Raw genomic sequence first — 16,354 nt, 5'->3', positions numbered from 1 at the left:
GATATGAAATGTGCTTGCAAAAAGCAATAAAAAAGCCCACCGAAGTGAGCTGATTTAGTCTTTATATCTGAGCTGTTAAGCAGCAAATTTAAGGTAGACGCAAAGACTTATTGCGCTTTACGTTCTGCCGATGATGCAGGTTGTGATGTGGCATCTGAAGTATTGGCTTTCACACCGCCACCCAAAGATTTATACAACTCCACCTGATTGTTCAAATTGGCTTGTTCCAACAACAATAAACCTTGTTCTGCTGCATAAGACGTACGCTGTGCATCCAACACGGTTAAATAGTTGTCAATGCCTGCGCGGAAGCGTGCATTAGATAATTTATAAGTGGTATTGGTCGCATCAACCAAGCGTTTTTGTGCCGCTAAACGATCACCAATATTTTGACGAACTGCCAAAGCATCATTCACTTCACGGAATGCAGACTGAATTGATTTTTCATAGTCAGCCAAAGCAATTTGTTGATCCGTTTCTGAAATTTTGATGTTGGCTTGGCGTGTGCCCCAATCAAAAATTGGCAAGTCGATGCTCGGGCCCACTGCCCAAACAAAACTGCCCGATTTAAACAAATCACTCAAGTCAGTTGATGCATAGCCTGCATTGCCCGTGAGGCTAATGCTTGGGAATAAACGTGCTTTTGCTGTACCAATATTGGCACCCGCAGCCGACAGTCGATACTCTGCAGTACGAATATCAGGACGGTTATTCAGCAAGTCACTTGGTAAACCTGCACCAATTGCGGTGGTTTTGGTAATACGTGTCACACGTTGTGATGGCAATAACGCACTTGGAACTTGTTCGCCCACCAACAAGTTCAGCAAGTTTTGTGCTTGCGCGACTTGGGTTTTGTAGTTGGCGACATCATTACGTGCAGTTTCAACAGAAATTTGTGCCTGACGGACAGGTAATTCACTATCAATGCCGACATCAAAACGCTTTTTGTTGAGGTTATAAGACTCAAGCTGTGTTTTTAAGGTTTGGTCTGCCAGTTTTAAATTGGCATTGGCAAAAGAATAGTTGAGCCATGCTTGCGCCACCTGACCAATCAAGGCAATTTGTGTGGCATCACGCGAGCTTTGAGTGGCTAAATAGCTGTCCAGGGCATTGTCTTTTAAGCTACGTACACGTCCCCAAAAATCTAGCTCGTAGGCAGTGACACCTAAACCAACGTTATAGCGTGTGTGAGTTCCTAAAGCAGTACCTTGATCTTGACGTAGTACGCCACCGCTAGCACCAATTGTGGGTAACTGGTTGTTTTCGGTAATTTGATAGGCTTGTTGGGCACGTTGGATATTCAGCGTCGCTGTGCGTAAATCACGGTTATTGTTCAATGCCATATCCAAAACTTGTAATAAGCGTTGATCGGCAAAGAAATCTTTATAACCTTGTTCAGCCACTGAAGTACCCGATGCAGCAGCAGTATAGCTGCTTGGAATACTTGCCTGAGCGACGGGCTCTGGCCCACGCATACTTTGACAAGCTGTCAAAGCAAGCGCGAGGGCAGAAACCGCAATACCACGGCCTGTATGCGACCATAAGTTTTGCATCACGATACATGCTCCTGATTATTTTGTTGTTTTGGTTTGTATTTAAAGATACTTCTAATCCAGACATAGAATACAGGAATAAAGAAGATCCCTAACAAGGTTGAGCTAATCACACCACCTAAAACACCATAACCGACCGAGTGTTGGCTACCTGCACCTGCACCTGAAGAAAGTGCAAGCGGCAATACACCAAAACCAAAGGCTAAAGTGGTCATAATGATTGGACGTAAACGCATTTTTGCAGCATGCAAGGTCGCTTCAAACAGGTCTTCACCTTTTTCTTGTAGCTCTTTGGCAAACTCCACAATCAAAATCGCGTTTTTGGCAGATAAACCAATCACGGCAATAATCGCCACTTGGAAGTAAATGTTGTTGGATAGGTTCGGGTTTTTGAACAAGATCATGCCCCCGAAGGTAAGCAATAATGCTCCGACAATACCCAACGGTACCACCAACAGCACCGAGAATGGAATAGACCAGCTTTCATACAAGGCTGCCAAACACAAGAATACAATCAGTAATGACAGTGCATAGAGGAATGGTGCCTGATCGCCCGATTCACGTTCTTCAAGTGATAAACCTGTCCATTCATAGTCAAAGCCGTTTAAGCCCACAGATGGTAGTTTTGCGACAATTTCTTCCATCGCTTGCATGGCTTCACCAGAGCTGACACCTGGCGCAGGCGCACCCTGAATGTTCTTGGCAGATACGCCGTTATAGCGTTCCAAACGAGGTGAACCATAAGTCCATTCGCCTGTTGCAAAGGCTGAGAATGGCACCATTTCACCACGGTTGTTGCGGACATACCACTTGTTCAGGTCTTCAGGCATCATGCGTGAATCAGATTCGGCTTGCACATAGACTTTTTTCACGCGACCACGGTCAATAAAGTCATTGATGTACGAACCACCCCAAGCCATGCCCATGGTGCTGTTGATTTCAGCAATGCTGACACCTGCCGCACCTGCTTGCGCTTGGTCAATAATAATACGGTACTGTGGTGTATCTTCTTGACCATTTGGACGTACGCCCATTAAGCGAGGGTCTTTAGACGCTTCACCCAACACAATATTACGTGCCATGGTGAGTTTTTCATGACCATTGCCCGCAGCATCTTTCAGTTGCAAGTTAAAGCCTGAGCTGACACCTAATTCTGGCATCGCAGGAAGCTGTAATGGCATGATGTAAGTGGCATCTTTCACAATCATGTTCAGTGCCATACCACGCTGGATAATTGCACCAACTTGAGATTCAGGGCTTGTACGCTCACTCCAGTCTTTTAACTTAATGAACGCCATACCTGCGTTTTGACCAACGCCTGAGAAAGAGAAGCCTGAAACACTAAATACCGACTGCACATGCTCTTTTTCATTTTCTCTGAAAAAGTTGGTCATGCTGGTCATGGTGGCGTCAGTACGTTCCAAAGTTGCATTTGGTGGGAGTTGTACCAATGTCATCACCACGCCCTGATCTTCATCAGGCAAGAATGATGATGGTAGTTTTTGGAACACTAGCACAATAATGCCCAGTACCACTGCATATAAAACCCCCGAGAAGATTTTATGATGCGTCATGCGGTTAACACCACCTTGATATTTAACCGAGAGCTTATCGAAACTGCGGTTAAACCAGCGGAAGAAACGCGCAAAAATACCGTTGCTTTCAGGCTTGTTTGGATCGTGTTGTTTAAGAATCGTGGCACATAGGGCAGGGGTAAAGGTCAACGCTACGACCAGTGACAACACCATTGCAGTCACAAGCGTAATTGAGAATTGACGATAAATAACGCCTGTAGTCCCACCAAAGAATGCCATAGGTACGAATACCGCAGACAATACCGAGGTAATCCCGATCAGTGCGCCTGAAATCTGTTTCATCGACTTTTCAGTCGCCGCCACAGGGTCAAGATGTTCTTCGACCATGACACGTTCTACGTTTTCCACCACGACAATTGCGTCATCGACCAATAGACCAATCGCCAGTACCATGGCAAACATGGTCAGGGTGTTAATCGAGAAGCCAAACATGTTGATCACGGCAAAGGTACCCAGTACCACTACAGGCACGGCCATGGTTGGAATAATTGTGGCACGCCAGTTCTGCAAGAACAGGAACATCACAATAAAGACCAAAATGATCGCTTCAATTAAGGTTTTAACAACACTCTTAATTGAAAGTTCAATAAATGGCGTGGTATCAAAAGCCAACTCATCCTTTAAACCCGCAGGGTAGTTAGGACGTAATTGCTTAAGGCGTTCTTCTACAGCAGCAGCGGTATCTAGGGCGTTAGCACCTGTAGATAATTTAATTGCGACACCGCCCGCAGGCTTGCCGTTGTATTTAGAAATAAACTGATAGTTGTCTGCACCAAGTTCAATTCGTGCGACATCACCCAAGCGCACTTGAGCGCCCGAAGCGGTATTTTTTAGAAAAATATTGCTGAATTGTTCAGGTGTTTGCAGCAAGCTTTGTGCAGTTACCGTAGCATTCAAAGCCTGACCTTGAATTGCAGGCGCACCGCCCAATTGACCTACCGCAACCTGTGCGTTTTGGGTACGAATCGCTTGAGCAATATCACTTGGTGTGACTTGCAAGCTTGCCATTTTGGCAGGATCCATCCAAATACGCATTGCGTATGAGCCACCAAAGACTTGTACTTCACCCACACCTGCAACACGGCTCAGCGGTTCAGAAATGTTAGAGTTAACATAGTCTTTAATATCATCGGCAGACAGGCTTTCATCAGGTGAATAAAAAGCGAGAACCTGTAAGAAGCTCGCTCCTGATTTGGTCACTTTCACGCCTTGACGTTGCACATCATCAGGCAAGAGCGCCGTAGCAGATTGCAATTTGTTCTGTACTTGAACCTGTGCAATATCTGGGTCGATACCTTGTTCAAAGTTTAACGTAATGGATGCAGAACCGTTCCCCGCACTGTTGGATGAAATATAGCGCAGACCATCCAAACCGTTCATTTGTTGTTCAATAATTTGCGTTACTGTGTTTTCCACAGTTTCAGCAGATGCACCCGGATAGGTTGCAGCAATGGTGACCGTTGGCGGTGCAATGGTCGGATATTGGGCAATTGGCATATTGGTGAGGGTAATAATCCCCGCCAACATGATTACCAATGAAATCACCCATGCAAAAATGGGGCGATGAATAAAAAAGTGAGCCATTAACGTCTACTCCTTATGCATTTGAAGTAGCTTTTGGTTCAGTGGCTTGGGCTTCTGAGGCTGGTTGGGCATCACCCGATTTTGCTGGTGCAGCAGGTGCGGCTTGTGGAGCAGCGCCTTGCGGTTGATACGGCTTAGCGACCACTTGCTGTTCAGGTTTTACTTTGGCAATACCTTCGACAATCACTTTATCGCCAGTTTGCAAACCTTCAGTCACAATCCAGTTGCTGCCTTGCGTACCAACTGTGGTCACAGGACGCGGTTCAACAATACCTTTGGCATTCACAATCATTGCCATTGCCTGACCTGTTGGGGTACGGCTAATCGCAGCTTGTGGAATTAAGATTGCGTTAGGAATCACACCTTGCACAATTTGCGCAGTGGCAAACATACCTGGCAATAATAAATGATTTGAATTTGGGAACACGGCGCGTAAAGTCACGGTGCCTGTTTCTGGGTTCACGCTGGCATCAGAAAAAGCCAAACGACCTTCAACAGGGTAGTAGCTGCCATCTTCAAGTTTTAATTTTACTTTGGTGTTGTTGCTGCTATTTAAACTACCTTGACTCAATTGCTGACGTAAACGTAGTAACTCTGCGCTGGACTGATTGATGTCTACATAAATTGGGTCTAAGCGTTGAATCGTCACCAACGGTTCCGCCTGACTCGCAGTAACCAATGCACCTGCAGTCACAGTAGAGCGGTTAGTTTGCCCTGAAATTGGGGCACGTACAGTCGAATAGCCTAGGTTAATTTCGGCATTGCGTACTTCTGCTTGAGTCGCAGCAACATCGGCTTCGGCAAGTTTTACCTGTGCCACAATGTCATCATATTCTTGTTTAGAGATTGCATTGCTGCCTACCAACTGACGGTAACGACCTTCTTTAATGCGTAACACATTCAATTGCGCTTGCTGGCGGGTGAGTGCTGCACGGCTACTGTCTAGACTGGCACGGTTGGTACGTGAGTCAATTTCATAAAGCGCCTGACCCTCACGCACGTAGCTGCCTTCGGTAAATAAACGTTTCAGAACCACACCACTGGTTTGTGGGCGAACTTCTGAAATTTCAAAGGCTGTGGTACGTCCAGACAGTTCTACAGACTGTTCCACGCTTTGTGGCTGTGCCACCAGTACGCCAACCTCAGTCGGTGGCATTTGCTGAGCTGCACCTGCTTGCTGTGCATCTTTTGGATCTTTGCTACAACCCACAAGTGCTAAACTTGTGGCTAATGCGCAAGCAGTCAGGGCAGGAGCCCAAAGCTTTGCAGACATCATTCTTTCACCTCTATTAGATTTTTATCTAAACTTATGTATTGGTTTGTCTTGCAGATATTGAGCGCAAAACAGATACCACAATGTGATCCAAATAAAACTTATGCTCCAACCAGAGAGGACATCTGAAGGATAGTGCACTCCCAGATACACACGGGAAATGCCCATCAGCAACATCCATAACCACGCGCACACAGACAAAATTTTATGCGCTGGATGTTGCAAACTCAGGTAAATCACCAAACAACCTAAAGTTGCAGCATAAAAACTATGAGCGCTTGGAAATGATGCGCCAAAAGTTTCCACCAAATGCAATGCTTCAGGCGGGCGGGGTCGCGCGAATAGGTATTTGAGCAGCCATGAAAGCGCAATACTTACGACCAGTCCTACACTGATAAAAACAATTTTTGTGTATTTTTTATACCATGCCAAATAGAAACACCATAGGCAGGTTAAAAATAATACAAATGGCATGCCACCTAATACAGAAAGTGTGATTGCCAATTGATTCAAATGTGCGGTGCGCTGGGTACTTAAAAACTCCACACTGGCAACATCAAATTGTTGCCAACTTGGAATGTTTAGCACTAACACACTGATTATAAATAGTAAACTACCGAGATAAAGCAGTATTTTAGGCATGCTAAAAATCCCTGTAAGTTTAACCGATTTGAGCACGGTTGATGAATGGAATAAAGTGTACTAGTCAGTACACTTTATTTCAAGCCAATGTAAATGAGAAGAATTTCTTTTTTTGTTACTTTGTGCGCAATGTAAATGTGTACTAAATTTTAGCATTTCGTTCAGTATTTGAGGATGAATCGTCATCCACTGTAATTGGTTGTTTCGGTGGCCAAAAGAAATCACTTGGACGGGTTAAGAAGTGAGTCAGCACCAATTTTGCCAAAGGTTTCCACTGTTCAAAACGTACCCGACGCGCACGCAATGCCACAATAATGGTTAAAGTAAAGCTGACAAATAAGTTGGTTAAACCAATTAGCAGTACGCCTAAAAAGGACACAATAATCAGGCCAATTTCAGGTGAGCCATTAATATTCATTAAACCCTGAATAAAGTTGGCAGAAGCGAAGGCAATGTGGCGAATATCAATCGGTAAACCCAAAATATAACCCAGTGTGGCGGTACTGCCGAGCATAATCCCGAACAGGAAATTACCTGCCAAAGCCCCTAAGTTTCGTTCTATATAATTGGCAAATATATTGAGACGTTCTTGCCCGAGTAGCTTTTTTAAATGCAGATGGGCTTTTAGGCGTGGCCCGACTTTACGATACACGGCCATGTTATCGAAATAACCTGCAATCAAACCAGACAGAAATAAAAATACCCCTGCAATGGCGGCATGTGGAATGGCAAGTGAAGTAAACGGATTCAAGTCGTGCAGCATATTGGATGCTTTGGCATGTGACATCAACGGTTCATGCAACATGGCATCCCAACTAAAAGCAATTAAGGCTGCGACTGGAATGGCAATCGAGATATTGCCCAAAATGGCGACGAACTGCGTGCGGATAATATTAATAATTAAGGCAGCAAGTTCGGCAATTTGTGCCATTTTAGAGCCTTTACGATGCTGTACCGTAGAAGCCAATGCTGCAGCAGTCATTGCGGGTTGTTTGGTGGCAACAGTAAAGTGCAAGACATGAATCAGCATAAAACCAAATGAATAAATCATGCTGTTGATGATGGCCTGCATCATCGGAGCGAGCACTAAACGCGAGGCGAGGGTTTTTAAAGTCGCCATCGTGGCAATTAAAACACCTGCACCTGCCGCAGCTTTATACATGCCCCAAAAGCCGTCTTTGTCGGTACTTACATAATGCTCACCCGTTTTACTGGCATTTTCAGTGACTTGTAAGGCAATTAACTCACTGTTTTCTGCAAGCAAGGAGCGTACACTGCGTTCGCTATACAATGCCGCAGTTACATCTACCAGTAATTGTCCTGCCGAAACATAACGGACTTTGTCTTGCGCCACGATTAAATTCAGCAACAGTTCAATCCGCTCTAAACATTGTTCAAGTAAAGACAATAAGTAGGTCAGACTGATGCTGACGCCAGTTCGTTTGGTGGCACGACGAATTTTACTGCTGACATCATGACATTGGTCAATCATCACCAAAGCTTGAGAGGCATCGGGTGGTTGAATGGCACTGATTTGATCGTGTTGTTGATCGGCAACTTTATAAAGCTGAATAAACTCGTTGATTTCGCGGTTTTGTGCCAAAAAAGGTGAATCATATTCACTTAGTTCAGGATAGGCACTAATAAATTCAGGATATAAACCAATGCCGCTGACCCGATATGACAGCACTGTTAGAGCTTTAATAATTTCACTGCGAATCAGGCGTTTTTGTGTTTGTCCGCCATGTCCGCGATTCAGTAAAGTAAATAATTGCTGCCATTCGGTATCTTCAATATTGTCGAGCCAGTATTTATCACTACGTAGTGGAAAAACTCGACGGACTAAATCTTGCAGTTGGCTTTCATCATTAATCAGCGGTAAAAAGTGCGCGCCCAAACGCTGAAACAACTGATTCCAAAAACCATCGAGCGATAAAATTCCCGTGTCGGCATATAAACTGGTTTGTTTGTATTGATTGATTAGACGTAAAACAAAATGTTGCAAGGTTGAGCTGGCATCGGGTGTCAGCAGCAAGGCTTGTAAGAAAGCTTGAAACTTTTGATGAGTTTCTTCTAAATCTTGAGTGTCACTTGGACGGATACGATTGACCAGTTCAATCAGCAGATTTTCATCCAGAACAGCTTTTGGTGTATCCAGCTGTTCTTGCATTTTTCTAAATAAATCGTTGAGTTTTATATGCATAAGCTGCTTAAATTATTGAATGCGATGTAAAGCCAATAAGGCTAAATTCTTTAAGGCCTGACGATACTCCGAGTCTGGCAGTGCTTCTAAAGCGGCAATAGCGGCTTCTGTTTCTTCTGTGGCACGTTGGCGGCAATAATCGAGAGCGCCAGAGGACTGCACAATGGCAATAACCTGATCGAGGTCAGAAGTACCACCTGTCGCAATACTGCGACGAATAATTTGATGTTGTTCGCCAGTGGTATTTCTTAATGCAGAGATTAAAGGCAAAGTTGGTTTGCCTTCCATTAAATCATCGCCAATATTTTTACCTAATGTTTCAGCGTCTGATGTGTAATCTAAAATATCATCAATAATTTGGAAGGCATTGCCAAAGTGTCCTGCAAATAAACGCAACGGCTCACGGTACTGTGGCGTGCCTGTTAAAATTGCTGCACCTTCAGTGGCAAGTTCAAATAAACGTGAAGTTTTGCCGTGAATAATGTCTAAATAAATTTGTTCTGTAGTGTCAGGTTGATGCTGTGCCTGTAATTGTAAAACTTCACCTTCGGCAATTTCACAAGTCCCTGTAGAAAAGTCTTTTAGCAATACCAAATCGTTTAAATCGACCAATAAGTCAAAGGCGCGGGAGATTAAAAAGTCACCGACTAAAACCGCTGTTTGGTTATTCCAAGTGGCGTTAGCAGTAGGTCGACCACGACGTAAACCAGACTCATCCACCACATCATCATGCACCAAAGTTGCGGTATGCAGCATTTCAATAATTGCAGCCAGTTTACGTTGACGCTCTAAATCTTCTGCACCACAAGCTTTGGCAGCAAGTAAGCACATAATTGGACGCATGCGCTTACCGCCAGCTTCGACCACATGCTTACTAACCGCCATCACTAACGCGACTTTAGAGGTAATCCCTTCATTAATAAATGTATCCATCGCGGCAAAATCAGAAGCAACAGGGGCGAGAATGTCTTGCTTAAAGTCGATGGTCATGTGAAGAGAAACCTCAATAATATTGAATGACAACTTAGTTGAATCAGTTGTAACTTATGTTACAGCCAAGAAAACTGCTTAAGTCTGCGAAAATAACGCAATGAATGCAATAGTTAGGCACCTGCCAAATGCTGTAATTGTTAATTCTACTAGAAAACGAAGTCAATAACTTTGTGGGTAAATTCAGTTATTTGCTCAAGTTGGGCATGATTTTAACAAGCACAGCAGTTTACGCCAACACAATCTGTCTGTATTGATTGATCCATTGAATATGGATGAGGCTGCAGAAAGTCATTTACGCGGCTGGGTATTAAATAATCAACCTTGTTGTGCAATAATTGCCGTAAATGGCTTGTTGTTTGTGCGAATATCGCTTAAAATCTTTGCCCTTGAATAACCCCCAGTGGCGTTCGTTTTAAGATCGATATATCCCTTTATCGGCACGACGACACGGGCATGTTTGGAGTACATTATGTACGCAGTAATCCAAAGCGGTGGTAAACAGCACCGTGTTGTTGAGGGTGAAACCCTTAAAGTTGAATTATTGAAAGCTGAAACTGGCGCAACTATTACGTTTGATGACGTATTAATGGTTGTAAACGGTGACAACGTTCAAATCGGTGCTCCAGTTGTTGCTGGCGCTAAAGTAACTGCAGAAGTGGTTGGTCATGGTCGTCACGACAAAATCCGTATTGTTAAAATGCGTCGTCGTAAACACTACCGTAAGCAACAAGGTCACCGTCAATGGTTTACCGAGTTGAAAATTACTGGTATTGCAGGCTAATCACTAGGAGTAAATAGACATGGCAACTAAAAAAGCCGGTGGATCGACTAAGAACGGTCGTGATTCGAATCCTAAGATGTTAGGTGTTAAAGTTTACGGTGGTCAAACTGTAACTGCTGGTAACATCATCGTTCGTCAACGTGGTACAGAATTCCACGCTGGTGCAAACGTAGGTATGGGCCGTGACCATACTTTATTTGCTACTGCTGACGGCGTAGTAAAATTCGAAGTGAAAGGTCAATTTGGCCGTCGCTACGTATCTGTTGAAGCGTAAGCTGAAATAGTGAAAAAACCCACAAGTGATTGTGGGTTTTTTTATGCTTGTATGATGGAAAATTAGGGTCAAAGGATAACTTTTAGTTCTTCATCATGATGGATAAATTTCTACATTTTATATTAATAAGCATACAAAACTTCTTATTTTCTATCATATTAGCGCCAGAAATTGGTTTAAGATGGGACATCCAAAACATTGCGATTGAGCAAATATAAAAAGGTGAATCTATGAATATGCTTCGTAAAACGATGTGTGCTGTGGCATTGGGTGCAACCACTTTAGCGCCAATCATGAGTACTACAGTGTTTGCTGCGCCAGTGGCAGCATCGGAGCAACAAGCGACAGCAAACCTTGTTAAACAATTGAATGGTATTAAAAGTTTTACCGCCAATTTTGAGCAAACCACAAAAGTTAGCAACAATGGCAAGGCTTTGCCAAACCGTGGTTTATCGGCACAGCACATGAACCAGAATTTTAAAGGGGTTATGAAAGTTGAGCGTCCGGGTAAATTCTTTTGGGAAACCACCAGTCCAGCCAAACAAACAATTGTGACTACGGGTAAAACCGTATGGATTTATGACCCAGACTTACAACAAGCTGTACGCCAAAGCCTAGATGATCAAGTGGCAAATACGCCTGCGTTGTTGCTTTCGGGCAATACCAATCAAATCATGCAGTCGTATCGTGTGACCCAGCCGAATAAATCAAAAACCTATTACACCTTATATCCAAAAAGTGATGATGGCGTATTTCAAAGTTTAACCATTAGTTTTGGTGCACGTAACGCGCCAACCTTAATGATTTTGCAGGATTCATTGGGACAAACCACGCACGTGCGTTTTAACAATGTGAAAGTCAATGCCCAAATTCCTGCATCGACCTTTAACTTCACACCGCCAAAAGGTACGGACATTATTGATCAATAATCGAATGCTTCCGTACGTTGTTTTTTAAGCATAATTTGCTGTCCCTTTCTAGCCTTCTCCCACAGGGAGAAGGCTCTTTTAATCCCAATTTGGTTTATCGCTCATAATTTTTAGCTTATGAAAGGACTCTGATGTCAATTTTACATAATAAAAAGTTTGTAAATCAGCAAAACACCGCGAATGGTGAGGTATCTGGCTCAACAGTTTTTTACTATAAACAAGTAGGGGAAACAATTGAAGCTACTTATTCTGGCGGAAGTATTAGGCAAGGGCATCTGTTGGGAGTCATGACTTCAGTAGATACATTTAGTATGGTTTATCATCATGTCAATCAGTTAGATGAACTACGTATTGGTCAATGCAACTCAACTATCATTTTGGATGAAAACGGAAAAATCAAATTGCTTGAACGTTGGCAATGGTTAAATGGTGATTGTTCAACAGGTGAGTCTGTACTTGTAGAAATTTAATCCGATTATTTAGGTTTTAATCATAGATTTTTAGTTGAAGCATTTTCAATACAGCGGAAATTTATTTGAATATTCTTCCTGAGAAATCCACAATTTCTGTGGATAAATCTCGGGATAATTCATATTTTGCAGTATGCGGGATATAGATTGAGTCATCACAGATCATTATTTTATATTAAGGATTTGTTATCAAAATTTTGATTTATAATGAAAAAATAAAAATAATCACGCAAAAATTTGAGTAGTAATTTTAAACAGTTTTATCCACCGATTATTCCGTTACACAACTGCTCTAGGATTGAACAGCGAGAGTTATCTATAGTCTTGACTAATTCAATTGAACCAATTTTATCGCAAGATTTGTGCAGGCTTGCATTTCAAATCATTAGACTTTGTGAATCGTGGCTGAGGGGAATTTAATGCAATATTTAAAATCACAGGTGTTTTTGGGTGCTGTCGCTTTAAGTTCAGTATTGCTATTGACTGCATGTCAGCCAAAGAGTGAGGCAACTTCTAAAACCGAAGCAGAGCAAGCTGCGCCTGCATCTATCGCAGCTGATATTCCTGTGATTCAAGCTAAAGTGGTGGCGCTTAAATTGCCACAACAGCAAATTTGTGATGAAGGTGGTTGTACTGCTTACGATATTCAGACGGTAAAAACCAATGTGGCGTGGATTGATGAATATTTTATGCAGCGCTTGCAAAAGGCAGACCCAATTGCATTTTCAAAAGCTGCGGCATCAACTGCAACGCCAAAGGTAGAAGAAACTGATCCTATGCGGCTGAGTCAGAGTTCAAGCTATGTGCGATATATCGGGCAACATGCCAATTTAGCGACGTTTAGTTTGCAAAGCTATAGTTACCCTGCGGGTGCAGCACATGGTATTCATCACCAAGAATTTGTGACTTTTGATTTAAAACAGAAAAAGCGTTTGGCGTTGCAAGATATTATGCTGCCCAATACGGAAGCCAAAATGACAGAAGAATTATTTAACCATAATTATAACTGGCTAGATGAACATGATATTTCCCGTGAAAAGTTTAAACTGAGCGATAATTTTTATTATGGCGCCAATGGTTTGGTCTTTGTCTACCCGTTGTATGAATTGGCATCTTATGCAGAAGGTATGCCTGAGTTGATTCTGCCTTACTACGCGACAGAAAAATTAATAAAGTCTGAATATTTGCCAAGTTTGCCGCAGTATCCTAGCCAATAAAATTGCACAAAAATACGCAGAGATTGCTGTAATAAGGTGCAGCCGTGAATCGGGTTACTGTATTTTTTAACCCGAAGCGCTTACACTATAGCCAGTTTTTTTCTTATTCCAAGATTGGCTATGATTGACCCGAAATTACTCAGAAATAATATTGAGGCTGTAAATTTAGCCTTGGCAAAACGTGGTGTGCAATTAGATGTGGCAGAGTGGGCAGCACTTGAAGCACGTCGTAAAGAATTGCAATCTAAAACCGAAGCATTACAGGCAGAGCGTAATTCGGGCGCAAAACAAGTCGGTCAGATTAAAAAAGCAGGTGGTGATGCTTCTGAAATTATGGCTCGCATGGCTGCTATTGGCGATGAAATCAAAGCCGCTGAAGTGGCTTTGGCAGAGTTACAAGATGAGTTAGAAGCTAAATCATTGTCTATTCCAAACTTGCCCGATGAGTCTGTGCCTGAAGGTAAAGATGAAGCTGATAATGTGGAAGTATTGAAATGGGGCACACCACGCCAGTTTGATTTTGAAATTAAAGATCATACCGACCTTGGCGAAATGATGGGTGGTTTGGAATTTGAAACTGCAACCAAATTAACAGGTTCTCGTTTTAGCGTTCTGAAAGGGCCATTGGCGCGTTTACAACGTGCGATTACACAGTTCATGTTAGATACGCATACTGTTCAAAATGGTTATACCGAAGCGTATGTACCGTATTTGGTCAATGCAGATTCATTGCGTGGTACTGGTCAGCTGCCTAAATTTGAAGAAGATTTGTTCAAGCTACAAGGTGAAAAAGAATACTATCTAATTCCAACTGCCGAAGTTCCAGTAACCAACTTTGTGCGTGATGAAATCATTGATCCTGAACGCTTGCCATTAAAATATGCCGCTCATACCCCTTGTTTCCGCAGCGAAGCAGGTTCTTATGGTCGCGATACTCGTGGTTTAATCCGCCAACACCAATTTGATAAAGTCGAAATGGTGCAGATTGTAAAACCAGAAACCTCAATGCAGGCTTTAGAAGAATTGACTGGACATGCAGAAGGTATTTTGCAGGCACTTGGTTTACCGTACCGTAAAATTATTCTATGTGGTGGCGATATGGGCTTTGGCGCAACCAAAACCTATGACTTAGAAGTTTGGGTGCCAAGTCAAAACACTTACCGTGAAATTTCATCATGCTCAAACATGGGGGATTTCCAAGCGCGTCGTATGAAAGCACGCTACCGTGCCGACCAAAAGAAAACTGAATTTGTGCATACATTAAACGGTTCAGGTTTGGCGGTAGGACGTACTTTATTGGCTGTTATGGAAAACTATCAACGTGCCGATGGTTCGATTGAAATTCCTGCAGTATTACGTCCGTACATGGGCGGTTTAGAGTTTATTGACTAAGTTGAGTGCAGGTCGACTTAGGGTGAAATTGCTTACAATCAGATTTAAATATTGAGGTTTAGTGTGGATATTTTTCCAATCTCGTTAAAGTTGCAGCAGCAACCTTGTCTGATTGTGGGCGGTGGGCATATTGCTTATCGCAAAGCGGTGTTACTGGCTAAAGCGGGCGCAAAAGTTGATGTGCTTGCCCCTGAAATTGATGTCAATTTATTGCAACTGGTGCAACAAAGTCAGGGGCAGTATGTGCAAGATGTTTTTAGTTCATCTACTGCGCTGCGTCACTATCGTTTGGTGATTGCTGCAACAGATAACAATTTGGTCAATCAGCAAGTTTTTGCAGCTTGCGAAGCCGAAAATGTGCTGGTCAATAGTGTTGATGATCCGCCACATTGTCGTTTTATGGTGCCTGCGATCATTGACCGTTCGCCTTTGGTGATTTCAGTTGCAAGTAATGGCACATCTCCCGTGTTATCACGTCAAATTCGTACTCAACTGGAAAGCAGTATTCCGCATGGTATGGGCAAACTGGCTGAGTTTTCAGGTCAGTGGCGTGCCGCAGTAAAACAGAAAATTGTAAATCCAGAAGAGCGCCGTATTTTTTGGGAGGAGTTATATGCCAGCCCTCTTAAAGAACAGGTGTTCAATGACAATCTTGACGCTGCAAACCAAAGCATACAACACGCTTTAGCGGAATGGCAAACACCGAAAGGCGAGGTGTATTTGGTTGGTGCAGGGCCGGGTGATCCTGAATTGCTGACCTTAAAAGCCTTACGATTAATGCAGCAAGCCGATGTGGTGATTTATGACCGTTTGGTGTCTGCACCCATTTTGGAATTGTGCCGCCGTGATGCTGAAAAAGTCTATGTTGGAAAGGCGCGCTCTAACCATGCTGTGCCGCAAGAAGGTATTAATGCGTTATTGGTTAAATATGCACAAGCAGGTAAGCGAGTTTGCCGTTTAAAAGGTGGTGATCCTTTTATTTTTGGGCGTGGCGGTGAAGAAATTCAAGAGTTGTATGAAGCAGGTGTGTCATTTCAAGTCGTACCAGGCATTACTGCAGCGTCGGGCTGTGCGGCTTATGCGGGTATTCCACTGACCCACCGAGATTGTGCGCAAAGTGTGCGTTTCTTGACCGGGCATTTAAAAGAAGGTTCGCCTGAATTGCCGTGGTCAGAATTGGTGTATGAAAATCAAACCTTGGTGCTGTACATGGGCTTGGTTGGCTTGGAAAGCATTTGTGCAAAACTGATTGCGCATGGACAACGGGCGGATATGCCTGTCGCCTTAATTTCTAAAGGCACGACCCCTGAACAAAAAGTGGTGGTGGGGACGTTGGCGGATATTGCCAGTAAAGTCGCACAGCACCACATTCAGGCGCCTACCTTGACCATTATTGGTGAAGTGGTCAATTTACGTGAACAGTTGAAATGGTAATGAATCTCCCCCAA

The 16,354-nt window shown here is 43.2% G+C and carries 13 protein-coding genes; 7 read left to right on the top strand and 6 right to left on the bottom strand.

The features are described 5' to 3' along the window. Positions 1-107 precede the first annotated feature (107 nt). The 6 genes from adeK to sdsA all read right to left on the bottom strand — a co-directional run bounded on the left by adeK (position 108) and on the right by sdsA (position 9,840). Entirely contained in the window at positions 108-1,553 is a 1,446-nt protein-coding gene (gene adeK, locus FTU09_RS04165) for a multidrug efflux RND transporter AdeIJK outer membrane channel subunit AdeK (protein WP_180079649.1), read from the bottom strand. Further along, positions 1,553-4,732 carry an efflux RND transporter permease subunit gene (locus tag FTU09_RS04160; protein WP_180079593.1) on the bottom strand — a complete coding sequence of 1,060 codons (3,180 nt, stop codon included), beginning with the start codon at positions 4,730-4,732 and terminating at the stop codon, positions 1,553-1,555. Before FTU09_RS04160 ends, adeK begins: the two co-directional genes overlap by 1 nt. 13 nt (positions 4,733-4,745) lie before the next feature. After that, positions 4,746-6,008 (bottom strand): efflux RND transporter periplasmic adaptor subunit, encoded by a 1,263-nt coding sequence (locus tag FTU09_RS04155; protein WP_180005767.1) that lies wholly within the window; start codon positions 6,006-6,008, stop codon positions 4,746-4,748. Positions 6,009-6,029: 21 nt separating this feature from the next. Then, positions 6,030-6,647, bottom strand: coding sequence for a phosphatase PAP2 family protein (locus tag FTU09_RS04150; protein WP_004972280.1), 618 nt, complete (start codon positions 6,645-6,647; stop codon positions 6,030-6,032). A gap of 142 nt (positions 6,648-6,789) precedes the next feature. Next, on the bottom strand, positions 6,790-8,850 hold the full coding sequence (locus FTU09_RS04145) for a site-specific recombinase (RefSeq protein ID WP_004972279.1): 2,061 nt from the start codon (positions 8,848-8,850) through the stop codon (positions 6,790-6,792). Positions 8,851-8,862: 12 nt separating this feature from the next. Continuing rightward, a complete protein-coding gene (sdsA, locus tag FTU09_RS04140; RefSeq protein ID WP_104853134.1) occupies positions 8,863-9,840 on the bottom strand; it encodes an All-trans-nonaprenyl-diphosphate synthase in 978 nt (325 codons plus the stop codon). 472 nt (positions 9,841-10,312) lie between these two features. Here sdsA and rplU point away from each other — a divergent pair, with 472 nt between their 5' ends. From rplU to cysG, 7 genes are all read left to right on the top strand, one after another. After that, a complete protein-coding gene (gene rplU / locus FTU09_RS04135) occupies positions 10,313-10,624 on the top strand; it encodes a 50S ribosomal protein L21 (protein WP_004972275.1) in 312 nt (103 codons plus the stop codon). A 19-nt stretch (positions 10,625-10,643) separates the two neighbouring features. Then, a complete protein-coding gene (rpmA, locus tag FTU09_RS04130; protein WP_004760935.1) occupies positions 10,644-10,898 on the top strand; it encodes a 50S ribosomal protein L27 in 255 nt (84 codons plus the stop codon). A gap of 230 nt (positions 10,899-11,128) precedes the next feature. Continuing rightward, a complete protein-coding gene (gene lolA / locus FTU09_RS04125; protein WP_004972272.1) occupies positions 11,129-11,827 on the top strand; it encodes an outer membrane lipoprotein chaperone LolA in 699 nt (232 codons plus the stop codon). A gap of 131 nt (positions 11,828-11,958) precedes the next feature. Further along, positions 11,959-12,297 (top strand): hypothetical protein, encoded by a 339-nt coding sequence (locus FTU09_RS04120; RefSeq protein ID WP_004972270.1) that lies wholly within the window; start codon positions 11,959-11,961, stop codon positions 12,295-12,297. A gap of 419 nt (positions 12,298-12,716) precedes the next feature. Further along, positions 12,717-13,514, top strand: a complete 798-nt coding sequence (locus FTU09_RS04115) for an RsiV family protein (RefSeq protein WP_180008580.1) — start codon at positions 12,717-12,719, stop codon at positions 13,512-13,514. Positions 13,515-13,634: 120 nt separating this feature from the next. Further along, on the top strand, positions 13,635-14,906 hold the full coding sequence (serS, locus tag FTU09_RS04110; protein ID WP_104853137.1) for a serine--tRNA ligase: 1,272 nt from the start codon (positions 13,635-13,637) through the stop codon (positions 14,904-14,906). Positions 14,907-14,969: 63 nt separating this feature from the next. Continuing rightward, positions 14,970-16,340, top strand: coding sequence for a siroheme synthase CysG (cysG, locus tag FTU09_RS04105; protein ID WP_180079591.1), 1,371 nt, complete (start codon positions 14,970-14,972; stop codon positions 16,338-16,340). Positions 16,341-16,354: the final 14 nt, after the last annotated feature.

This window comes from Acinetobacter sp. YH12058 (assembly GCF_013419805.1).
In the GTDB taxonomy this organism is placed as follows: Bacteria; Pseudomonadota; Gammaproteobacteria; order Pseudomonadales; family Moraxellaceae; genus Acinetobacter; species Acinetobacter towneri.
This window is presented reverse-complemented; position numbering and strand designations above follow the sequence as displayed.